Source organism: Uliginosibacterium gangwonense DSM 18521, from assembly GCF_000373965.1.
GTDB classification, from domain to species: Bacteria; Pseudomonadota; Gammaproteobacteria; order Burkholderiales; family Rhodocyclaceae; genus Uliginosibacterium; species Uliginosibacterium gangwonense.
The window spans coordinates 129,165-151,555 of record NZ_KB892838.1; the positions used below are offsets into that span (position 1 = coordinate 129,165).

At 52.3% G+C, this 22,391-nt stretch carries 17 protein-coding genes; 4 read left to right on the forward strand and 13 right to left on the reverse strand.

Annotated elements, in window-relative coordinates; all coding sequences use genetic code 11:
* Positions 1-54 precede the first annotated feature (54 nt).
* The 11 genes from B145_RS0107955 to B145_RS0108005 all read right to left on the reverse strand — a co-directional run bounded on the left by B145_RS0107955 (position 55) and on the right by B145_RS0108005 (position 14,941).
* Complete coding sequence (locus B145_RS0107955) at positions 55-1,182, reverse strand: ABC transporter permease (RefSeq protein ID WP_018606483.1); 1,128 nt, start codon at positions 1,180-1,182, stop codon at positions 55-57.
* Positions 1,182-3,968 (reverse strand): ribosome-associated ATPase/putative transporter RbbA, encoded by a 2,787-nt coding sequence (rbbA, locus tag B145_RS0107960; RefSeq protein WP_018606485.1) that lies wholly within the window; start codon positions 3,966-3,968, stop codon positions 1,182-1,184. Before rbbA ends, B145_RS0107955 begins: the two co-directional genes overlap by 1 nt.
* The gene (locus tag B145_RS0107965; protein WP_018606487.1) at positions 3,932-5,134 is read right to left on the reverse strand and encodes an HlyD family secretion protein; all 1,203 of its coding nucleotides are present in this window, start codon (positions 5,132-5,134) and stop codon (positions 3,932-3,934) included. Before B145_RS0107965 ends, rbbA begins: the two co-directional genes overlap by 37 nt.
* 1 nt (position 5,135) lies before the next feature.
* Complete coding sequence (locus B145_RS0107970) at positions 5,136-6,641, reverse strand: efflux transporter outer membrane subunit (RefSeq protein ID WP_033406609.1); 1,506 nt, start codon at positions 6,639-6,641, stop codon at positions 5,136-5,138.
* A 13-nt stretch (positions 6,642-6,654) separates the two neighbouring features.
* The gene (gene ppk2 / locus B145_RS0107975) at positions 6,655-7,488 is read right to left on the reverse strand and encodes a polyphosphate kinase 2 (RefSeq protein ID WP_018606493.1); all 834 of its coding nucleotides are present in this window, start codon (positions 7,486-7,488) and stop codon (positions 6,655-6,657) included.
* Between the two features lie 200 nt (positions 7,489-7,688).
* Positions 7,689-10,301 carry a cation-translocating P-type ATPase gene (locus B145_RS0107980; protein WP_018606495.1) on the reverse strand — a complete coding sequence of 871 codons (2,613 nt, stop codon included), beginning with the start codon at positions 10,299-10,301 and terminating at the stop codon, positions 7,689-7,691.
* A gap of 74 nt (positions 10,302-10,375) precedes the next feature.
* Positions 10,376-11,392 carry a phospholipase A gene (locus B145_RS0107985; RefSeq protein WP_018606497.1) on the reverse strand — a complete coding sequence of 339 codons (1,017 nt, stop codon included), beginning with the start codon at positions 11,390-11,392 and terminating at the stop codon, positions 10,376-10,378.
* Between the two features lie 117 nt (positions 11,393-11,509).
* Complete coding sequence (locus tag B145_RS0107990) at positions 11,510-12,142, reverse strand: BON domain-containing protein (protein ID WP_018606498.1); 633 nt, start codon at positions 12,140-12,142, stop codon at positions 11,510-11,512.
* 73 nt (positions 12,143-12,215) lie between these two features.
* Positions 12,216-12,506 carry a sll1863 family stress response protein gene (locus B145_RS0107995; RefSeq protein ID WP_018606500.1) on the reverse strand — a complete coding sequence of 97 codons (291 nt, stop codon included), beginning with the start codon at positions 12,504-12,506 and terminating at the stop codon, positions 12,216-12,218.
* Positions 12,507-12,732: 226 nt separating this feature from the next.
* Positions 12,733-13,995: a cation:proton antiporter gene (locus B145_RS26965; protein ID WP_245541841.1), complete on the reverse strand. Its 1,263-nt coding sequence runs from the start codon at positions 13,993-13,995 to the stop codon at positions 12,733-12,735.
* A gap of 115 nt (positions 13,996-14,110) precedes the next feature.
* The gene (locus tag B145_RS0108005; protein WP_018606502.1) at positions 14,111-14,941 is read right to left on the reverse strand and encodes a PRC-barrel domain-containing protein; all 831 of its coding nucleotides are present in this window, start codon (positions 14,939-14,941) and stop codon (positions 14,111-14,113) included.
* Positions 14,942-15,355: 414 nt separating this feature from the next.
* Between B145_RS0108005 and B145_RS0108015 the strand changes: the two genes are divergently transcribed.
* From B145_RS0108015 to B145_RS0108025, 3 genes are read left to right on the forward strand one after another with little or no spacing between them, the layout of a single operon-like run.
* Positions 15,356-15,988 carry a LemA family protein gene (locus B145_RS0108015; RefSeq protein ID WP_018606503.1) on the forward strand — a complete coding sequence of 211 codons (633 nt, stop codon included), beginning with the start codon at positions 15,356-15,358 and terminating at the stop codon, positions 15,986-15,988.
* Positions 15,985-16,827 carry a TPM domain-containing protein gene (locus tag B145_RS0108020; RefSeq protein ID WP_211209782.1) on the forward strand — a complete coding sequence of 281 codons (843 nt, stop codon included), beginning with the start codon at positions 15,985-15,987 and terminating at the stop codon, positions 16,825-16,827. The genes B145_RS0108015 and B145_RS0108020 overlap by 4 nt, the downstream gene beginning before the upstream one ends.
* 2 nt (positions 16,828-16,829) lie before the next feature.
* Positions 16,830-17,327: a TPM domain-containing protein gene (locus B145_RS0108025; protein ID WP_018606506.1), complete on the forward strand. Its 498-nt coding sequence runs from the start codon at positions 16,830-16,832 to the stop codon at positions 17,325-17,327.
* Here B145_RS0108025 and tal read toward each other — a convergent pair.
* Both tal and gnd read right to left on the reverse strand, forming a co-directional pair.
* On the reverse strand, positions 17,314-18,402 hold the full coding sequence (gene tal / locus B145_RS0108030; RefSeq protein ID WP_018606507.1) for a transaldolase: 1,089 nt from the start codon (positions 18,400-18,402) through the stop codon (positions 17,314-17,316). The two genes, B145_RS0108025 and tal, sit on opposite strands and share 14 nt — an antisense overlap.
* Positions 18,403-18,482: 80 nt before the next feature.
* Positions 18,483-19,511 (reverse strand): phosphogluconate dehydrogenase (NAD(+)-dependent, decarboxylating), encoded by a 1,029-nt coding sequence (gene gnd / locus B145_RS0108035; protein WP_211209783.1) that lies wholly within the window; start codon positions 19,509-19,511, stop codon positions 18,483-18,485.
* 447 nt (positions 19,512-19,958) lie between these two features.
* On the opposite strand from gnd, the gene B145_RS0108040 reads away from it, so the two are divergent.
* Entirely contained in the window at positions 19,959-22,343 is a 2,385-nt protein-coding gene (locus tag B145_RS0108040) for a phosphoketolase family protein (RefSeq protein ID WP_018606509.1), read from the forward strand.
* Positions 22,344-22,391 lie beyond the last annotated feature (48 nt).

The following is a 22,391-nucleotide window of genomic DNA, read 5'->3' on the forward strand; positions in this document are numbered from 1 at the left end:
GAACGGGGCACACGGCAGGAATACCGCCTGCTCTCTCCAACAATAAAATAACACTCAAGACATCTGAGCAATCGTTTTTCGGAAACGCAATAGCGCGGCCGTGAAAAGCACGATGCCAATAAACACGATTCCCGCAAACTGAGGCCAGACCACATCAATGCCCGCTCCGCGATAAAGGATTGCTTGCGCAGCAGCCACGAAATGGGTGGTGGGTGCCGCCAACATTACATTTTGTACAAACAGTGGCATGCTCTCTCTCGGTGTAGATCCTCCAGAAAGCAGTTGCAAAGGAATCAGGACAAGCACCAATAGCATCCCAAACTGTGGCATGGAGCGTGCCAATGTAGCCAGGAAGATTCCAATCGAAGTGGTAGCAAATAAATGCAATGCCACCGCAACCATGAATAGGGCAATCGAGCCCTGTATCGGCACCTGCAACACCCCCTGCACAACGAAAATCAATGCGATTAAAGCGGCCAACAGAACGATAAGCCCCATCGACCAGACCTTTGCCAGCATGATCTCCGCCGGCGTCACAGGCATGACGAGTAAATGCTCAATTGTGCCATGTTCGCGTTCGCGGATCAGCGCTGCGCCCGTTAGAATGATGGCTAGCATGGTCACGTTATTGATGATTTCCATCAAGGAACCAAACCACGCTTGTTCCAGGTTAGGATTGAATCGCATGCGCAGCACCAAATCTGCAGGCAAACGTGGAGTGCTTTGGTAGCGTCGGCTAAAATCATTCACTTCGTTTGAAATAATCTGCTGAATATAGCCGTTACCTGTAAAGGCCTGCGTCATACGCGTTGCATCAATGTTGAGCTGTATTGTTGGTACGCGCTGGGCAAGCACATCACGTTGAAAATTCGGCGGGATATCCAGAACAAAGGTGTAGACGCCGCTATCCATGCCCACATCGCCCTCTGCAAGCGAGATCATTGTCGGAGTTTTGAAGTGAGGCGGATAGAAGCTGGAAATGATACGTGCCGACAAAGGAGAGCCATCCTCATCGACGATAGCAATAGGAGCGTTATGCAGGCTCTCGGGCATGGCTGTGGCGGCAACGTAAATGGACACCGTAAAGGTGTACGCGATCAGCACCATCATGACCGGATCGCGGGCTAAGCTCCACAGTTCCTTTATGCCCAATCGGTATATATTCAAAAAAGAAGTATTCATCAGTGTTCTTGCTTTTTCAACAATACAACAGCCACACCAAGGATTATCGGGGCTGCGGCAAGCAAAGGCCAGAATGAGGGGAGCAATTCCGAAAGCCCAAGTGCTTTGTTGAACACACCACGGCTGATGTTCAGAAAATGGGTGGCCGGATAAATGCGACCAATCATGGCGCCAATACCTTCGAGCGATGACACAGGATTGAGCAAACCGGAGAACTGTACACAAGGAACCAGCGTACCGATCATGGTGACAAACATGGCTGCAATCTGACTGCGGGTAAAGGTTGAGGCGAATAGACCAAACCCCGTGGAACTCATCACAAAGATCAGTGCCCCCAATGTCAAGGTAAGGACACTCCCTTTGATTGGCACTCCGAATACCGTGATCGCTAGCACCGCCATGAGCACATAATTGAGCATCGCCAGAACAATATAGGGCAGCTGTTTGCCAAGTAGAAATTCCACGCGTGTGACCGGGGTGACATACAAATTGATGATTGAACCGAGTTCCTTTTCACGTACTACCGATAAAGCTGTCAGCATAGCTGGAATCATCATCAGCAACATGGGGATCACAGCCGGAACCATGGCAGGCAGGCTCATGACATCGGGGTTGTAGCGATAGCGGGTTTCTACGTTACTTGCAACGGCAGCCTTGACGCCAAGGCGATGGATTGCCGTATCAGCCAACCACATTTGATGCATGGCCTGCACATAGCCTTGTACCGTTTCTGCACGTGTGGGCATTGCACCATCCACCCAGGCCCCTACTTGTACCACGGCGCCACGCTGCAGATCACGGCCAAAACCGGGAGGAATTTCAATGGCCAAAGACAACTCGCCAGAACGCATACGTTTATCAAGATCTGCATAGTCGGAGATGGGTGGTTTTTCGATAAAATAACGCGAGCCTGAAAAATTCAGCGTGTAGTTCTGGCTCAATACCGTCTGGTCGTGATCAAGCACGGCATAGGGCAAATTTTCCACATCCAGATTGATGCCATAGCCAATGATGAACATCAGGATGGCGGTACCCAGCAAGGCAAGCGTTGCCCGCAATGGGTCGCGCTTCAATTCTAGTGTTTCGCGCAGCGTGTAACTGAAAGCACGGCCCAAGCTAAAGCGCTGGCGAATCCGTATAGAGGATTCGACAGAAGAACCCGCTGAGGGAGGAAGAGCAGGCACAACGGCCTTTTGCCCCCCCTCCCCTGCAGCATCTTCAAGGTATTTTATGAAGGCTTCTTCGAGCGTTGCGGTACCACACTGTTTGACTAGCACCGCTGGGGTATCGGTCACCAATACACGCCCAGCATGCATCAGCGAGATACGATCACAGCGCTCTGCCTCGTTCATGAAATGGGTGGAAATGAAGATCGTGACCTGATCATTGCGAGCCAGATCAATCATTAACTGCCAAAACACATCACGCGCAACGGGGTCTACCCCGGAGGTCGGCTCGTCAAGGATCAACATCTCGGGCTTATGCACCATGGCGACTGCCAGTGACAAGCGTTGCCGGATACCTAAGGGGAGACTCTCTGGCAAGCTCTCTAGCACATTGCCCAGACCGAAGCGCGCTACCATTTCATCCACGCGCGCAGCAATGCCCGCTTCCGGCAAGCGGAACAAACGAGCATGTAACACCAGATTCTGGTGTACTGTAAGCTCCCCATACAGAGAGAATGACTGTGACATATACCCCACGCGACGGCGTGTGGCAATGTCGCCCGGATCGACCTGTCGGCCGAACAACCACGCTTGCCCTTCACTAGCGGGCAGCAGGCCTGTAAGCATCTTCATGGTGGTCGATTTTCCGCAACCGTTGGAACCCAGGAAACCGAATATCTCGCCGCGCCGGATGCGAAAATCAACATGATCCACTGCCACAAAATCGCCAAAACGCATGGTGAGCCCTTTGGCCTCAATGGCAATACTCGCATCGCCAGACTCTGCCAAAGGGGGTACCACCACGCGCTGATGACCACGCCGCTCCGTCTCGGGCAACAGCGCAATGAACGCTTCTTCCAATGAGGCGGTACCGGTACGTTCATGTAATGCTGCAGGTGCTCCGGTGGCTAACACCTTTCCTGCATTCATGGCGACCAACCAGTCAAAATGATCGGCCTCCTCCATGTAAGCTGTGGCAACAATCACGCTCATACCTTTGCGTTCACTACGAATGTGATCAATCAAATCCCAAAACTGCTTGCGTGAAAGGGGATCGACACCCGTGGTGGGTTCGTCAAGGATCAGTAGATCGGGGTCATGGATCAGAGCGCAACACAAGCCAAGCTTTTGCTTCATGCCCCCGGAGAGCTTGCCCACTGGGCGAGTCAGAAATGGATACAACCCTGTTCGGGTTGTCAGTTCGTCAATACGGCGGCGGCGCTCGGCAGCATCGTGGCCGAACAAACGCCCGAAGAACTGAAGATTCTCCTCCACAGACAGAGTCGGATAGAGGTTTTTCCCCAATCCCTGTGGCATATATGCAATGCGCGAGCATACGGCTGTGCCGTGCGTTGAGCTAGACATATCACCGGCAAGCACCATTACACTACCTTGCTGTATGACGCGTGCGCCTGCAAGTAGAGACATCAGGCTAGATTTTCCCACTCCGTCCGGGCCAATCAGCCCCACCATGCTGCCGGCAGGAATGTTGAGAGTCACCCCGTCAAGCGCAACGGTTTTTCCGTAATGCAGACTAAGCACACTAATTTGCGCAACGTATGAAGCGCTATCAGAGGACGTTTTCACCACGGCACCTTCACGGCCAGTTCTGGTGGCCATTGTGCCTGGGCATCCAGTTTGACCCAGGCAACGCCAGGCAAGCCGGATTTGACCAGTTTGAGGTGCCGCTGCAATAGATCGCGGTCGATTTGGGCCTTGACGCGGAACATCAGCTTTTGTCGCTCATTCACGGTTTCAACCGTCTTAGGGGTGAATTGTGCAGTGCTGGCCACGAAGGACACCTTGGCAGGAATCACGAACTGGGGGGCTGCATCCAGAATGATATGCACTTCGCTCCCCTGTGCGAGTTTGCCTGCCAGGGTCTCTGGGACAAAAAATGTCATGTAGACATCAGAAAGATCCACAAGATTGAGCAGCTTGCCGCCAGCCCCCAATACCTCTCCAGGCTGTGCAATGCGGTACTGCACGCGGCCATCAATAGGCGCCGTTAACGCGCTATCGTTGATGTCTGCATCAACGCGGGCAACCGTTGCCTCTGCTGCAACCACTGTGGAGCGAGCCCCCAGCACCGCCGTACGTGATGCAACGACTCCAGCTTGTGCCGCTTCAACCTGTGCCTTGGCGGCAGCAACAGCAGCCTGTACGCTGCGGACCTTGGCACGATCATCATCCAGCTCCTGCTCCGACGACGCCCCCTCCTTCGCCAGCGTTTCAGAACGCGTGAGGCGCCGCTTCGCAGCATCCAATTCACTCTCGCGTTGTGCCACCAGGGCCAGCATGGCAAGCTTGTCGCTTTCGCGTGCCGCTACCTGCGCCTGCATCCCCACCACAGCACTGACCGTTCGTTGTTGCTGAGCGCGGGCCTCGTCGCGCTGCGCATCGAGCACCTGGATCTGCATCTTTGCCAGGAGTTGGCCCGCTTTAACAGCGTCTCCCTCATTTACCAATATGCTATCAACCCTGCCCCCCAATTTTGTCGCGACATCCACTTCAGTCGCTTCAATGCGCCCATTGCCACTGACGAAACCCTCTCCTGGGCCAGTTACGTGCAATTTCATCCAGGCGTAGATACCTGCGGCCACGACGGCAAGCACAATCAATGCGATAACGAGCAGCTTTTTTACACCAGATTTCTTCGCTACGGGCGCAGCCTCATTAGGCTGATTAGGAGCATCCTTTTTGGCAGGCGGTGCAGCGGGTGGTGGTGTCGGCGGTGGAGTCGCTGCGGGTGCAGCAGGTGCTTCAGGCGTAGTGGGCGAAATCATGTCATTTTGCCTTGATTGAGTGTGCGGAGGAATTCGCGGATGCACTCGGGGAAGTTGAGCCTTCCGCAGCCAGATAATGTGTACCACCCCCCAGCGCTGCATACAGCCCGACTCGACTTGAAAGCAAAGCACGCCGGGCTTGTACCCACTGCTGCTCCACTGTCAGCAGATCGCGTTGTGCATCCAGCACTTCCAGAAATGCTGCCGCGCCATTGTCATACCGCAATTTAGCCAATCGCGCGCGCTCGGTCTGCACTGCCCGAGTGGCCTGCAGGGTCTGCACTTGCACACCAAGCCAATGACTCGCCGCCAGCGCATCCGCCACATCGCGGAACGCCTCCTGAATGGTTTTCTCGTACTCCGCGACTGCCCGGGTCTTGCGTGCTTGTGCCAAGCTCAGGTTGTTGCGCCGTAGCCCACCATCAAACAAGGGCAATATAAGGCTGGGGGCGAAATTCCAGGCCGCGCTACCGGAACCAAACAGGCCATCAAGTTCAGCGCTAGCTGTACCATACGAAGCCGTCAGTGCGATACGCGGGAAAAAAGCGGCACGAGCTGCGCCGATATTGGCGTTGGCCGCCTTCAACTGGTGTTCTGCAGCCACAATATCAGGGCGGTCAAGCAATAGATCAGATGGCATGCCAACGGCTGACTCCTTCAGCACGCTCGCATCATCGAATTTTTCTGGTGGAGTGCCAAGTTCCACTGAAGCGCCCACCAGCAAGGTCAGCGCATTGGCCTGAGTCGCACGAGCCTGCTCCAATTGAGCCCCCAAAGTAGTCGCTTGTTGCCACAAGGTTTCAACCTGAGTCAGCTCCAGGTGCGACGTCGCACCCACCTCGACACGACGACGAAATATTCTTAATGACTCCGCACGACTGGCAGTGGTCTGACGCGCCAAGATCAGCCGCTCATCCAATTCGCGTAGTGCCAGATAGCTATTCGCCACTTGGGCAATCAGGCTAACTGTCACAGCTTGCTGTGCTTCGTCTGTAGCAAAATAGCTTTCAAGCGCTGCCTCTTTGAGGCTGCGAACACGCCCCCAGAAATCGATCTCCCAGGCACTCACCCCCAATGCCACCTGGAACTGATTACCCATCAGGGGCTTGCCGGTCAAATTGAGATCTCCCGGAATACGCGAACGGCTGGCGTCAACACCCAAACCAATGCTTGGAAATTGTTCGGCACGCTGTATGCCATAAGCCGCACGTGCCTCTTCGACCCGCGATACAGCAATGCGCAAATCTCGGTTATTCTCTAGTGCCTGTGCAATTACATCTTGCAGGCGCCGATCTGAGAAATACACGTGCCAATCAGTCGCTGCAGCCGGATTTCCTGTACCTATCACCTCCTCTTCCATTCTGAGCGGATAGTGATCCATTACAGGCAAAGGGGGCCGCTCGTAAGTCGGCGCCATAGAAACGCAACCAGTTGCTATGAACAGAAATATTAATGCAACACTGCCATGCCTGCGTAGGGCGTCACCATCAAATAGCTTGCAGCTCATCGCCCCTCCCCAGTCAATATGACAGTTGTCGGGCCCCAATAGAGTCAATCATAAACCCGAATACAACGGCAGGGTCAGGGCGGACCAACTTGCCTTTCTTCCCAGCATAATCGAGTCTAGAGAGGATATCGCGGATAAGATTCAAACGCGCAAAACGCTTATTGTCAGCCCGCACGATATGCCAGGGGGCAATTTCGGAGTGCGTACCGAGGAGCATCGCATCGCGGGCTTCCGAGTAAGCATCCCAATGTTTGATGGCCGAGGCATCAATGGAGCTCGTCTTCCAACGCTTAAGGGGATCATGCTTACGCTCGGCAAGGCGCTGGATCTGCTCATCCTTGCTTATATCCAAGTAATACTTCAAAAGTTTAATGCCTGAACTGATAAGCATTTCCTCGAATTTGGGCACGGACAACATAAACTCGTCCAGTTCGCCCTTAGAGCAAAAACCCATCACATGCTCAACGCCCGCCCGGTTATACCAACTGCGGTTGAAGAGAACCATTTCCTGGGCACTGGGCAAATGCGCCACATAACGCTGAAAATACCAGCAACTACGCTCGTGATCGGAGGGTTTACTGAGGGCCACTACACGCGTTTCACGGGGGCTAAGGTGCTCGATGATCCGCTTGATGCTACCGTCTTTCCCCGCTGCGTCGCGCCCTTCCAGCAATACCAGAATTCGATCATCTGTATCAATGATATGGCGCTGCAACTTGACGAGTTCCATCTGTAAAACGCGAAGCTGAGTCTCGTACTCGTCATGAGTGATAGCAATTTCATGCTGAGATTTATTTTCAGAATCAGCTACCTTGTCACGTTTGTGTTTGGATTGACGCTTGCTCATGGAATCACAACACCTCAAAAGTTATACCGCTCAACTTGTCTGCAATGTCCCGGTGGATTTTTCGCAGTTTGAACGGCTTCACGAATCGCCTTACCTATGCAAGGACGTGATCAGACTGCATATACCCAGTATGCAATTTTGAGGTGCATTTTTCTGTCTGGTAACGCACAGTGGAACCGTTGCAACGGTGAGGGGAAACTCTATGATTTTTGGGGCACGAGCGGGGAGAAATGCCGACTCACGCAACGCACAAGCTCTAACCAGACCAAACTTGCCAAAATCATTCCAAGAGCAATGGCCAATCCGATCAGACTTGGCAGCGCCAGCCCCATCAGTTGACGCAACAAAGGGATGCTTATCATCAACACAAGCAGTAGCCCAATAGCAACGGCCATGCGCCATAACCAAGGATTTTTATCGGCAACACCCATGATCGCAGGTCGTGCCAAATCCCGGTTTGAGAGAATCAAGAGCAACACCCCCACGACCAAAGATCCGAAAACCACGCTGCGGCCTTGCGACGCATCCCAATCCTGAGCAATGAGCCAAGCGTCCCCCGCCAACAGAACTGCAGCCATGCCCAAGCCTTGCAAAACACCATTACCCAGGTGCGCAGGCGCAAATGGTGAATCTGTCAGAGTACGCGGTGGCCGCTCCATTAAGCCGGGGCTTTCCAGCTCAGCCTCAAAAACAATAGAACATGCCGGGTCAATCAGCAGTTCCAGCAAAACAATGTGGATTGGCAGCAGCAGTACGGGCCAATGCAATAACACCGGAGCAAATGCCAACGCGATGATCGGCATGTGTACCGCGAAGGTGAAGCGTGTGGCTTTGCAGATATTGTCATAGATACGCCGCCCCTGGCGAATGGCTTCGACAATGCGGGCAAAGCTGTCGTCAAGCAGCACTAATGCAGCGGCTTCGCGGGCCACATCAGTACCATGCTCACCCATGGCGATACCGATGTCGGCTGCTTTGAGCGCCGGTGCATCATTGACGCCATCCCCCGTCATGGCCACCACTTCGCCCGCAGCACGCAAAACCTGCACCAGACGCAACTTGTGTGCTGGCTGCAGGCGGGCGCACAGATCAACCTTTTGGAGGCGCTTGCGCAACGCCATATCGTCCAGTGCGCTGATCTCTTCACCCGTAATGACATCTGGACGCTCCGACAAGCCAACCTGTCGTGCAATGGCCAATGCTGTCACCGGATGATCCCCTGTCATCATGATCACACGCACCCCAGCACGTCGACACTCGGCCAGCGCTGCGGGTACCTCTGCTCGCGGAGGATCGGCCAAGCCGAGCAGCCCCAGAAAAGTAAAGGTAAAATCATCCTGACTTTTTGGCCAACCGGGTTGGGCATTCTGCGCGGTAACCACGCCAGTCCAGCTCCCACACGCCACGCCCAGCACACGTAAGCCTCGCTCGGCCATTTCTTCGACCTGGTGACGAAGTGCATCACGTTTTACGCCATCAAGGTGACACAGGTCTGCAACCGCTTCCGGGGCGCCCTTAGTCGCAAGCAAATGCTCGGCAGGCTGGTCGCTGGCAAAAACTTTTGTCATCGCTAAAATCTCTGGCGAGATTTCGTACTCAAACTCAGGTGCACATGCCTCATGTATATGTTTGGTGCCGGCGAGCCACCGCGAGCCAAATCCTCGTATGGCTTTTTCCATGGGGTCAAAAGGGTCACCAGGTGTTGCCAGCATGGCAAACTCCACTATCGCATGGAATGCCTCAGGCATGCTTGAAGCGCCTTCTGGCGTAAAGCATCCCTCTGCGGTGGTCAGTTCGGCAACGGCCATCCGGTTCTGAGTCAACGTGCCAGTCTTGTCCACTGCCAGCACGGTAATAGCCCCTAGCGCCTCAACGGCGGCGACTCTACGCGTCAGAACCTTTTCCTTCGAAATCCGCCATGCGCCCATGGCCAAGAAAACAGTCAGAATCACCGGAATTTCCTCAGGCAAAACAGCCATTGCCAAAGCAATGCCTGAGAGCAAGCTATCTAGGAGTGGGCGACCATCCCATTTCCAGCCCAGCAACACCTGGGTTGCGGCCACGATGAATGCGCCGATACCCAGATTGCGCACCAACCGGCGTGAATTCCGTTGCAGGGTTGACGGCTCTTCATGCGTAGCGTTCAACGCTTCTCCGATGCGCCCAACTGCAGTGGCCGCTGCAGTCCCACACACCTCTGCTACACCCACACCGCGTGTTACCACTGTGCTGGCAAACAATGCAGAGGTACCATCCTTTCCGCCAGGCGTGGCAAGAGGCTTTCCCTTCTCAGGTACTGCTTCCGTGGAAGGCAATTTCGTTACTGGCACAGCTTCGCCGGTGAGCAGAGATTCATCTACAGACAACTGCCCACTACGTAGCAATGCATCAGCCGCTATACGATCGCCCTCGCGCAGAACAAGAATGTCACCACGTACCACGTCGCGCCCAGCAATACGCACAGTCTGCCCATCTCGAATCACCAGCGCACGCGGAGCAGACAGGTCGCGCAAGGACTCCAATGCGCGTTGCGTCTTACGCTCCTGCATCAGCGTAATACCAATGACCACAAACACAAAAGCAAGCAAAAACATTGCTTCGGCACGATCACCCAAGGCAAGGTAAATGCCACCTGCAACCAGCAGCATTACAAACATTGGCTCTGTAAGCACCTCAAACACAATGGCAATCATCGACTTCGGCGCACTGCCTGGCAACACATTAGGCCCTTCGTTGACGAGACGCTCAGCCGCTTCTGCCACGCTTAACCCTGTCACAGGCAAATCAGTTGCTTTTGGCAAAAGCTGGGGCATGATGCTTACCTGTTTCAACAACGTTGAAAATGTATTGCCACATTCAATGCAAAATCATGCTCATGTGCCAATCGTTACCAATCAATCAATTGAATGCCGACACCAAGGGTGTTTTGCCGCAACTTGTAATCAATCAAACTCTCGCCATAACCATAAAACCACTGCGCATAGACTTTGAGTTTTTGAGTAAAGGGAAAGCTCCAACCCAATTGCATGGCACCATGGTTATGGTTCAACCGCAAGTTGTCTCGCAACATCAGATCGAACGTATGCTCACCCACGTGCGCAAGCAAAGTAAGATCAAAGTGCCCCATATAGTCCGTGATATCTGGATTGTCATCACTTTCACCTTTCTCAGGAATACGCCACCACGGCCTGAGCACGACTGCAACGCCGCCATGTTCCATCGCAACGCTGCCAATAACCCGGTTCCAACTACGAGATGAAGTGCTGCCCCGGCCATTCGATTGGTGATTGACACCCAGAGTGAGTGAAGACAGGTTCCACCCCAAGAATGGCTGATTCACTACATGACTAAACCAGAGTTCCGGTTCGTAATTAGTTTCACGAAATGGTGAAGATGCGCTGCGGTTGTACATCTGCCAAAATGATCTTTGGGTATAACCACCCAAAAAATCGCCTGCACCGCCAAATGCATCAAGCCATAAAGGGAATTTCAAGCTGATCTGGAACTTGCTTTCACTTTTCTGTGCACGGGTATCAGTACCATCGCTCGTCGAAAAAACTGCGTTGCTTGGGCGACGCTCCGCATAGCTGCCCAGCAATAAATAATTGAGGCGATACGGCGCGATGACATAGCGATTATTGAAGGCATCACGCTCAGCGGCAAGTCTTTGCGTCAGCACGGGAGCCGCAGATACGCTTCCCTGAGGAGTCTGCTTGGCTGCTGCCTCAGCAGCACAAGCTGCGCGAAGCTCACCAATGGTGGCGGTGTCAATTGCACTCGCTGTTTTATGGGCTAAACATAGCATGGCCTCATCCTGAGGATGAGCCAAAGGCGCTGTTTCAGCTGAGGCTACGCCCACTAACAGCCAGGAGGCAATTCCTAGCGCAAAAGCCGTTGTTTGCATCAGGGACTCCACCAGAGCGACACGACTATATGAACAGAAACGCAAAATGCGTTTTTTCTATACACAAGGCCATAAAAATATTTATAACATCAACCTGCTTTCCTGCGGGCCATTCGATCATTGGCTCACGATTGTAAGTGCTGACGTATCTACATCTTTTACTCCTTTAACCTTACTTGCAATATTTTTTACATGGTCAATACCATCCTGATTGGGTAACTTCCCACTAAGAATCACCACTCCATGTACTGTTTTTACGCCAACTTTGAAGCCTTTGCTAACACTATCAGCATAAACTTCTGACTTCACCTTGGTTGTAATCCAACTGTCACTCACAACCCGCTCAGTTTTGACAACTGCGTCATTGGTTTTGGTGGCCATGCTACTGCTTTCTGCAAGCTTCAGATTATTATGAACCCCCTTGACCCCTTCCACTTTTCTTGCATAGTCACTTGCCAGTGTTTTAGCATCTGCGCTGCTGGTTGTTCCCTTCAAAGTCACCACTCCATTAATAGTAGTCACGCTAATATTTGATTTACTAACGACCAACTCATTTATCAAACTGGCCTTCACCTTCGTCGTGATGGCTGAATCGGTAACGGCTTTCACCACCCCATCACTGTGACTCTCTGAGGTAGTCGTAACATCGTTTGCAGCGTTTACTGTAGAAACGCCTAGCCCCAATATCAAACATGTGATAGCCAGTGTCTGATGTAACGAGGACTTTTTGAAAAGTTCATGGTTGAGCATATTCGAGTCTTCCATTTAAATATTGAAATTTATATCAGACGACAAACTGCATGAGGTATTTCATCTTTAGTGATTACTTCCTGAGGTCTGAAAACGCCTTTTCCAGGGCTGTTCGCATGGATTCCCATGCCAAATCCATCCCCGCATGCATTTTTGAATTAGCAGATTCTGCTGCAATCCGCAGATCATGAAACGTTTCATGCGCGGCAGCACGCCCCGCTCGCAATTCAGTGATTCTCTCGTGGTATGCAGCTCGTACATCTGAGCCAGCCTTCTTTCCTTGTGCGGCCAGAACATCAAAGTCAGCATCCCACTTTTTAAGCAATGCTTGCATTTTCTCTACATAATCTGAAGTCAATCCCATGATTCTGACCTCCTACACAATGAAACCGACAGATTTCATACTGTTGGCCGAGCATATTCCTTTTCAAGCTCGGGTTCTGTACGGCAACGAACAATTGAAACCATTCCGTTTTTATGCATAGAGGGGATATAAACTGAACGTCAGCGCTTTTCACGGTATCGGTTCTCGGAACTGGATAGGCGATTTCCTCGATGTTGGCGCCGGGCATAGAGCGACATTAAAGGTGTTACCGATATTCCATGCAGAATGATGGATGCTGCGCCGCAGACAAGGTGATATTTATAGCCCGATCCGCCAATAAACCTGTAAGCCCGTAGTTCAGTGCAAACAACAGGTAGTAGATTGAACCGATACCACGAATACCGAACCACGCAATCAGCAATCGCTGATCGTCCGACACCTGGGCACCGAGCAACCCCAGCCATACAGAAAGTGGGCGCACTACAAATAACAACAAAATGATGAAAACAGTCGTCGCCAGATCAACATGCACGTATGCCAGCATGGCCCCAACAGCGAGCACGACTACCAACTCGGCAATGCGCTCCAGTTGCTCATTGAAACCGAGTACTGCTTGCATCATGTAAGCGCCCACAAGGTTGGGGTGCGTTGCTACAGCAAGGTGAGCTTCCTTGTTCTGCAGTCCGGCCTGCCCCTCTTCCGGCGCCTTCTGTCTGCGGGAACGTTCCTTGGTACGCTGAAGCGCGAGACCTGCGGCAAATACAGCAAGAAAACCTGAGGCATTAGCCAATTGCGCTACACCAAAGGCCAGCGCAACAAGGCCAAGCGCCAGGAATTCATCAAGGCCGACCGCTTCCTGATGGCGTGTTCGTAAATAAACTACCAGTTTGCCAATGATCGCGCCGAGAACGGCTCCGATCAACAAGCCCCCTGCCTGCCCCCAGAATACGTCAAACCCCCACCATCGCCAGCCCACAGCCCCGAGTTCATGCATACCGAGCAAACCTAAGCCCAACATCACAAATGGGAATGCCGCTCCATCGTTAAGTCCCCCTTCGCCCGTCAGGCTGAAACGCAAGCGATCATTATCATGCGCTTCGTCAACCTGAACATCCGAGGCAAGAACTGGGTCAGTAGGAGCCAGAATACCGCCGAGCAGTACGGCTACGCCCAGCGGCAAATGGAGCCAAAATACTCCGACCAGCGTAATAAGCCCAACAGTGATCGCCATTGAAAGAAATGCCAAGCGTAACGGCAAGCGCCAATGGTGGCTGGAAAACGGCAGGCCCAGCTTCAAGCCAACAGAAAACAGTGAGATCAACAGCGCCACTTCGGCGCCCCGTACAAGTATACCGGCCATCCGGTGTGGGTCGGGAGCCATCAGCCCCAAGCCTGCACTCCCAAGTCCGTAACCGCCCAGTAGATAAAACATCGACGCACTGACGGGAAGTCGCTTCATCAACGAACCGGTCAGTGCCATCGCGATCAAGAGCGCGCCAATTACCAGCGCCCAAACGGAAATTGACATTGCAATTTTTTCCTGTTGCACCGGGAATTACACCTCAGACTTCTCATGAAAAAATCATAGATGGCGCCTGCGGACTCCAAGAGTTTGCTATTTTGAAAGCATTCCAAATAGGCTTCTAGGGATGCGATGCTGCCTGCTCAACGACACCCTCTACCGGCCAATAGTCTACGCGCTTGTAGTGCGCATAAAGGGCAGCCTCATGCTGGCGGTCAAACTGAATTGTTTCGCTATAGGAGGGAGAATGCTCGACTGAATGACGAAGCAAATCCACCGAAACTCTTTTCTGAGCCCAATCGATATCCTGAAACCACTCCGGCGCAATCACAACCTTGTGCCCCAACCACCAGTTGCTGGTGTTGACAATGATGTAGCGGATAGCCCAGGTTTTCTCGTCAATCAGATATCCATGCACATGGCCGATTTCTCCGTCAATGGCATGGATGTGATAGCCGGCTACAGCTGCACAGCTGCGTAAATGAGGGTCATCATCACGATGTTCGGCCTTCACCTTCTTCTCCTGTGAGGCTCGCATTTTCTTCATAGCCGCACGCTCTTCCTCACTACGAATGGCCATGGGCAAATACATATCCGGCATCATACTGCCTGGGAACATATCAAGACCATCCCAATAATAGGGGTAGCCATAGTATTCAAGATACCGAATTTCATGCTGGCGCGAGACAGGTTTCTTGGTATCAATATCCGGGCCATTCCGAATCTGATCAAGGCTTACAGACGTTGGCAGGATTTTCCGCCCCCAATCAAGTTGCTGAATTGCGTGGGTAAAAACCAATACCTTACGACTCGACAACCAATCACCGGTTTCGACAACCAAATAGCGGATAACCCATTCATCATCATCAAAATAAAAATCTTTGACGCTACCAATATCTCCGTCCGTAGCGCCGATCGTGAAATTCTCCATCTGTTTCAATTCGCGTAGCATCTAAATATCCTTTAGGTGAGTCGAGGCGTAGGTTTTGACCATGCCAGGGGAAAGAAATCGGTACCACACCTCTTTGTTACGCCAGATCTTTGAGGGAAACGCCATACTAGTTTGCTATGGCAAAACCTCTTAGTCTGTATGCCTGTGCACATATGCAAACTCATAAAACACCTCCGCATGCAAAAAAATCCACCTTGCAACCCTGACTGATCTGAAAACCCGCAACCAACACCTGCGTACATCCTGCGTACGCTTGCCTTGGCGCTTCTGGCACCTCTACATATGTCCGGTGGCGCACAGACCCAACGCGCTAACATCTTCAGTATGAGTCGCACAGCAACCGTGCAGTTGAGGCCCCCTGCTCCCGCTGCTTGATGCTGATGCGTGTATGTATGGCCCTTGTGGAGAGATCAGATGCGGAAACTATGGCTTTTTCTTTCGGTTTTATTGGTACTCATTCTGCCCGGCTGTGGCTACAACACTTTGCAAAGCAGCGATGAGCAAATCAAGGCAAGTTGGTCCGAAGTAGTTAACCAATATCAACGTCGTGCGGATCTGGTGCCTAATCTCATCAATACTGTGAAGGGTTACGCAGCTCATGAGAAAGACGTACTGCTTGAAGTCACCAATGCGCGTGCCAAACTTGGCAGCATGCAGGTAAGCCCTGAGACCCTCAACAACCCAGAGGCGTTTGCAAAATTTCAAAGTGCTCAAGGCGGGCTATCGGGGGCGCTTTCAAAAATGCTGATGGTATCCGAAAACTATCCTCAATTGAAAGCAGACGCGAGTTTCCGCGATTTACAGGCGCAACTTGAAGGTACAGAAAACCGCATTACGGTTGCACGCAATCGGTATATCCAGTCGGTACTGACCTACAATGTGACAGTGCGCTCCTTTCCTTCCAACCTGACGGCAATGGCATTGAGATACAAAGCGAAACCGAACTTCGCTGTTGAAAATGAAAAAGAAATCGCCAAGCCTCCCATCGTTGATTTTGACTCAGCTCCAGCCAAAACCACGGCGGCCTCTTCGGGAGCCCCCTCGTGACCGCAGCAAACATAGCCAGAGTTCCATTTGCAGCACTCATGTTTTGCTGGTCAGTCATGGTGGGGGCTCAAATCCCTGTACCGCCCCTGACCGAACATCTCATTGACCAGACCTCAACGCTCAGCGGGGAACAGATCACGATATTAGATCAGACATTGCAAGCACTTGAAGCCCGTAAAGGCAGTCAGCTTGCGGTACTCATAGTTGCAAGTACAGCCCCCGAAACTATTGAGCAATACGCCATGCGCGTTGCAGAGCAATGGAAGCTGGGGCGCAAAAAAATTGATGATGGCGCGATTCTGCTCATAGCAAAGTCTGACCATGTGGTACGCATTGAGGTCGGTTATGGCCTTGAAGGCGCGCTCAATGATGCAACAAGCAAGCGCATCATCAGCGAGATCATCACGCCTCGTTTCAAACAGGGAGACTACTACGGAGGCATTAGCGCCGGGGTGAACCAGATTATTCACGTTGTTGACGGAGAGCCCTTACCTGCTCCCTCTTCAAGCTCAAATGAGAACGCTCAAGAGATAGGGAAATATACTCCAATCGTCTTCATACTTGCGTTAGTCCTTGGCGGCATATTGCGTACCGTCCTAGGCAGATTCCCCAGCGCACTTATAACAGGTGGAGGCGTTGGGGTGATTGCCTGGCTCTTTGCCGGCGCACTATCCATTGCATTGAGCGCTGGTTTTATGGCCCTCGCATTTACTTTGCTAAGCGGCAGCAGCGGGCTGCTGGGTGGATTTGGCACAGGCGGATCGGGTGGAGGCCGCGGTGGCGGATTCGGCGGTGGGGGAGGTGGATTTGGCGGCGGCGGAGCCTCAGGACGGTGGTAACCATGAATATCAAACGCATTGCAAAGCATCTGACAATGACCCCCGGTCGGGTCAAACGCACTTTTCCAAAGCAGACACTACTGATCATTGGGCAAGAGATCACATTAGGTGAGGCAACACACTGCGGAGAAATCCGCTTTGCAGTAGAGGGGGCTCTTCATGGCATGCCACTCTTCAAAGGGCAGTCCGGAAGAGAACGTGCCATCGAAATATTTTCGCAACTGCGAATATGGGACACCGAATACAACAGTGGGGTACTGGTTTATGTATTGCTTGCCGATCGGCACGTTGAAATCGTGGCAGACCGCGGAATACACGCCAGAGTGGGCGCAGAAGAATGGGAGAAGATATGCCACATGATGGAAACAGATTTTGTCAAAGGTAACTACGAAGGTGGTGTGACTCACGGTATTCAAGCCATTACGCGCCATCTAACAAAGCACTTTCCTATATCCCTGAAAAAGCACAATGAATTGCCAGACACACCTATTGTGCTTTAATCATGGCAGCAGTCTTTTCCTCGATTTTCGCGATGAGTGCAAGCCAGGATTTGTTGAACGACTCGGCCCCTTCATGTTGAAGCCTTGCAGCGAGCGCAGTATCATCAATCGACACATTACGAAACTCCTCTATCACTTTTTCCGAAACATCATCACCAAAGCCCAAACAGGAACCCGCTTGACCATGATCGGCGAATGCCAGCAGGGTTTTCTCTGGCATCGTGTTGATAGTTTTTGGGGCAACAAGCGCTTCGACGTATAGTGTGTCACGTGCATCTGGGTCCTTGGTGCCAGTGCTGGCCCACAACAGGCGTTGCGGATGCGCGCCAGCATCTTCTAGCTTGCGCCAGTTCTTTGAGGCAAGCAGTTCGAGATAGGTATGGTATGTGTGCATTGCTACGGCAATCCCAAGTCGATTATGCAGCGCAAGCGGCGTTTCTTTGGCAACAGCGGCATCCCAACGGCTAACAAACAAAGAGGCAACCGACCCAACCTTTGGATCGAGCCCAACATCAAGACGGCGCTGAATACCACTCATATAAGCGTGGGCGGCAGCCAAATATTGATCACGCGAAAATAGTAGCGTGACATTAACAGGTACTCCTGCAAAAATCGACTCTTCCATCGCCGCTATCCCCGCTTCTGTTCCGGGAATCTTGATGAAAAGATTCGGGCGAGCAGCTCGCATATACAAGTCTGCAGCAACCTTCACCGTGATGGCTGTGTTATTTGCCAGCAACGGCGAGACTTCAAGCGAGACCCAGCCATCAACACCTTTTGTGGCATCAAAAATCGGCCGGAATAGATCGGCTGCACGTGTCAGATCCTGCAGTGCGAGCTCAAAGAAAAGCGCTTCACTCTTGAAGCCTTTTGCAGCCAATTCTTTGATAGCTTCGTCATAAGCAGTGCCGTTACTCATAGCATGTTCAAAAATAGTCGGATTGGAAGTCAGCCCTGTCACCGACAGATCCTTGATATAACGCTCCAGCGTACCATCGTCGAGTAGATCACGCGTAATATTGTCGAGCCAGATCGATTGGTCTGAGTTGTGCAGTTTCTTAGTATTGGCATTCATGGCTTATTTCTTTCAAGGTAAGGCAACATGCTGTTTGCCCTGCTTCGCTCACTGATGCGCGGCGGGTGTCGAGTCTCTACTTATTTCGAGTTGCTGGTTGAAGGTTTCTCAGCCGCCTTCTCAACGTGCCCACCAAATTCATGCCGCATGGCCGACAACACCCGATTGGCAAAATCATCTTCGCCGCGCGAGCTAAAGCGTGAGTAAAGCGCAGCGCTCAGCACAGGCACTGGCACTGCTTCGTCAATGGCGGCCTGGATTGTCCAGCGCCCTTCGCCCGAATCAGAAACCTGGCCATGGAAATCGGTCAGCTCAGAGTCTGCCACTAACGCAGTAGCTGCCAGATCAAGCAACCATGAAGCAATAACACTGCCACGCCGCCATACCTCGGCTATTTCGGGCAAGTTCATGTTGTACTGGTACAACTCCGGCTGGCGCAGTGGTGTCGTCTCAGCATCTTTAGCCTGATCCGCTTTGCCAACATTGGCGCTGCGCAGAATGTTAAGCCCTTCGGCATAAGCAGCCATGACTCCATACTCAATGCCATTATGAACCATTTTGACGAAGTGACCCGCACCACTTGAGCCGCAATGCAAATAGCCTTGCTCTGCACTGCTGATGGCATTGTCGCGTCCTGGCGTGCGCATGATCGTGCCAGCGCTGGGCGCCAATGTTGCAAACAAGGGCTCCAGGTGCCGCACAATCGCCTCCTCCCCACCAATCATCAGGCAGTATCCGCGATCAAGCCCTGCAATCCCACCACTGGTCCCTACATCGACATAATGAATGCCTTTACTCTTCAACTCATTCGCGCGACGAATGTCATCGTGATAATAGGAATTACCACCATCGATGACAATGTCGCCCTTATCAAGCAATGGCAATAAACTAACAATGATCTCGTCGACAAAAGCGGCCGGAACCATTAACCATATAGCGCGAGGTGGCGCCAACGCAACGACCAGCGCCTCCAGAGAGGATGTGCTAACCGCGCCTGTGGCGACAAGACGCCTGACGGCCGCTGCATCACGATCGTTGACCACGCAGTGATGCCCCCCCTGTATCAGGCGATCTGTCATACTCGCGCCCATGCGTCCAAGTCCAACCATGCCAATCTGCATCGCTCATCCTCACTTCTGGATTCATAGCGTGTAACAGTGCCACACGCTCAAAACACTACTTGAAATTCGAGAAACGTTGCCACTCAATCACTAAACTCCAAAAATGGATATTGAGCAGCATTTTCCAAAACCAGAGAAATTTCTACCAGGCAAACAAATTTGCGACTGCACGATGCGCGTAACGGTGTCTGAACGTCTGTCTGCTGGCGTACAGACAGCAAGCTGTCGTAGGCGGAAAAATCTCAAAATACGAGGCATCAAACAAACACTCTTTTTGCCCAGAGCGAATTGGCGGCTTCGCTTCGAGAGGCAACGGGAAAACCGCTGCTATCTTTGATCTGCGGTACCCAGAAGCTGAATCACGAAGAGTTTGAGAAAAATTGTGGATGTATTTCAATCCGTGTGTTTCAGATGAAAGAACGAGGCTCTTGAATTATGACTCTTCCCAGTCTTACCCCCGATCTGCTTCAAAAGATGGATGCTTACTGGCGCGCCGCCAATTATCTTTCCGTCGGCCAGATATACCTCTTCGACAATCCGCTGCTCAAACGCCCGCTGGCTCTTTCGGATGTCAAGCACATGCTGCTCGGGCACTGGGGAACAACACCGGGGCAAAATTTCATTTATGTACACCTGAACCGAATCATCAACAAGTATGATTTAGACATGATTTATGTGTCAGGGCCTGGGCATGGCGGCCCGGCTGTAGTTGCCAATACTTACCTTGAAGGAACCTATAGTGAAGTCTATCCAGACATCAGCCAAGATGAAGCGGGTCTGAAGAAGCTCTTTCGTCAGTTTTCGTTTCCAGGCGGGATCCCCAGTCATGCATCCCCTGAATGTCCGGGTTCTATTCACGAAGGCGGCGAATTGGGTTACTCGCTGAGCCATGCCTTCGGTGCAGTGCTTGACAGCCCAGAGCTTATCGTGGCCTGCGTGATAGGTGATGGCGAGGCAGAAACCGGACCACTGGCAACAGCCTGGCACTCAAACAAATTTATTGACCCGGCAAGTGATGGCGCAGTATTACCTATCCTGCATCTTAATGGCTGGAAAATAGCCAATCCTACAGTGCTTGCACGCATCACCCACGAAGAGTTGGACCAACTGCTACGTGGCTATGGCTGGACGCCTCTGTTCGTTGAGGGCGATGAGCCCGAGCTGATGCACAAGGCCATGGCCGCTGTACTTGATCTGGCCATTGAGCAGATCAAACACATTCAGCACAACGCCCGCGACAACGGTGATCTCATCAGACCGCGCTGGCCCATGATCGTGCTACGTTCCCCAAAAGGCTGGACCGGGCCAAAGGTGGTCGATCGCCAGCCAATAGAAGGCAACTTCCGTTCGCATCAAGTACCGATTTCAGACCCGACTACCCATCCCGAACATCTGCAGTTGCTGGAAAACTGGCTCAAGAGCTATCACCCAGAAACGCTATTCGATGAGTCTGGGGCTTTGAAGGCTGAACTGGCTGAACTTGCGCCGAGGGGCGTAAGGCGCATGGGCACCAATCCGCATGCAAATGGTGGTTTGCTTATGCGCGATCTGCGCATGCCAGATTTTCGTGAATATGCACAATCAGTACCACAGCCCGGTATACGCGGCAACGGTGATACGCGGGTGCTTGCACTCTTCCTGCGTGATGTAGCCAAGCTCAACGACAGACAGCGCAATTTTCGCATATTCGGCCCGGATGAGACTATGTCAAATGGTCTGGCAGCAGTATTCGAAACGACGGCACGTCAATGGGATGCCGCAACCGAACCCAACGATGAATTCCTCGCTCCGAGCGGACGCGTGCTGGACTCCATGCTGAGCGAACATCAATGCGAGGGCTGGCTTGAAGGCTACCTGCTGACCGGGCGGCATGGCCTCTTTAACTGCTACGAGGCCTTCATTCATATCATCGATTCGATGTTCAACCAACACGCAAAATGGCTGACTGTGACCGCCCACATCCCATGGCGCCACAAAATCCCCTCATTGAACTATCTGCTGGCCTCACACGTTTGGCGACAAGATCACAACGGCTTTACGCATCAGGACCCCGGCTTCATTGATCACGTGGTCAACAAGAAAGCCGACGTAGTACGCGTCTATTTGCCCCCAGATGCTAACTGTTTGTTGTCCGTGATGGACCATTGTCTGCGCAGCCACCATTATGTTAACGTCGTGATCGCTGGCAAGCACCCCGCCCCACAGTGGTTGACCATTGAAGAGGCAACCAAGCATTGCGCTGATGGCATTGGCATCTGGCAATGGGCTAGCAACGATCAGGGGGTTGCACCAGACCTCATCATGGCTTGCTGCGGTGATGTGCCGACACTGGAAACTCTGGCAGCAGTTGCGATTCTGCGTGAACATCTACCCGAGTTGACAATTCGCGTCATTAACGTTGTTGACCTGATGCGTCTGCAACCACGCTCAGAACATCCTCATGGCCTGGCAGACGTGGATTTCGATGAAATGTTTACAAAAGACAAGCCCGTCATCTTCGCTTATCACGCCTATCCGTGGCTAATTCATCGATTGACGTATCGACGTACCAACCACCGCAATATCCACGTTCGCGGCTACAAGGAAGAAGGCACAATTACTACACCCTTTGATATGACGGTACTCAACGAACTGGATCGCTTTCACTTGGTCATCGACGCCCTTGATCGTCTACCCCAGTGTGGTGACAAGGGCATCTACCTTAAGCTGCAACTCAAGGACAAGCTGACCAAGCACCAGCAGTACATCAATACCAATGGTCAAGACATGCCTGAGATCCGCGACTGGCAATGGCCCGTGACGCTGGGAGTCAACTCATAATGAAGCTGGGCTCAAGCCGCAGAAAAGGGCTTTAGAGTCTATCCTTAA

Bases quoted from the DNA above. Each gene is read 5' to 3' on its own strand.
- B145_RS0108040 (WP_018606509.1), top strand. From the start codon at position 19,959: ATGACTCTTCCCAGTCTTACCCCCGATCTGCTTCAAAAGATGGATGCT.
- ppk2 (WP_018606493.1), bottom strand. From the start codon at position 7,488: ATGAGCAAGCGTCAATCCAAACACAAACGTGACAAGGTAGCTGATTCT.
- tal (WP_018606507.1), bottom strand. From the start codon at position 18,402: ATGAATGCCAATACTAAGAAACTGCACAACTCAGACCAATCGATCTGG.
- B145_RS0108025 (WP_018606506.1), top strand. From the start codon at position 16,830: ATGAATATCAAACGCATTGCAAAGCATCTGACAATGACCCCCGGTCGG.
- gnd (WP_211209783.1), bottom strand. From the start codon at position 19,511: ATGGTTGGACTTGGACGCATGGGCGCGAGTATGACAGATCGCCTGATA.
- B145_RS0107980 (WP_018606495.1), bottom strand. From the start codon at position 10,301: ATGCCCCAGCTTTTGCCAAAAGCAACTGATTTGCCTGTGACAGGGTTA.
- rbbA (WP_018606485.1), bottom strand. From the start codon at position 3,968: ATGGCCACCAGAACTGGCCGTGAAGGTGCCGTGGTGAAAACGTCCTCT.
- B145_RS0108005 (WP_018606502.1), bottom strand. From the start codon at position 14,941: ATGCTACGCGAATTGAAACAGATGGAGAATTTCACGATCGGCGCTACG.
- B145_RS0107985 (WP_018606497.1), bottom strand. From the start codon at position 11,392: ATGCAAACAACGGCTTTTGCGCTAGGAATTGCCTCCTGGCTGTTAGTG.
- B145_RS26965 (WP_245541841.1), bottom strand. From the start codon at position 13,995: ATGTCAATTTCCGTTTGGGCGCTGGTAATTGGCGCGCTCTTGATCGCG.
- B145_RS0107965 (WP_018606487.1), bottom strand. From the start codon at position 5,134: ATGATTTCGCCCACTACGCCTGAAGCACCTGCTGCACCCGCAGCGACT.
- B145_RS0107995 (WP_018606500.1), bottom strand. From the start codon at position 12,506: ATGGGATTGACTTCAGATTATGTAGAGAAAATGCAAGCATTGCTTAAA.
- B145_RS0107970 (WP_033406609.1), bottom strand. From the start codon at position 6,641: ATGAGCTGCAAGCTATTTGATGGTGACGCCCTACGCAGGCATGGCAGT.
- B145_RS0107955 (WP_018606483.1), bottom strand. From the start codon at position 1,182: ATGAATACTTCTTTTTTGAATATATACCGATTGGGCATAAAGGAACTG.
- B145_RS0108015 (WP_018606503.1), top strand. From the start codon at position 15,356: ATGCGGAAACTATGGCTTTTTCTTTCGGTTTTATTGGTACTCATTCTG.
- B145_RS0107990 (WP_018606498.1), bottom strand. From the start codon at position 12,142: ATGCTCAACCATGAACTTTTCAAAAAGTCCTCGTTACATCAGACACTG.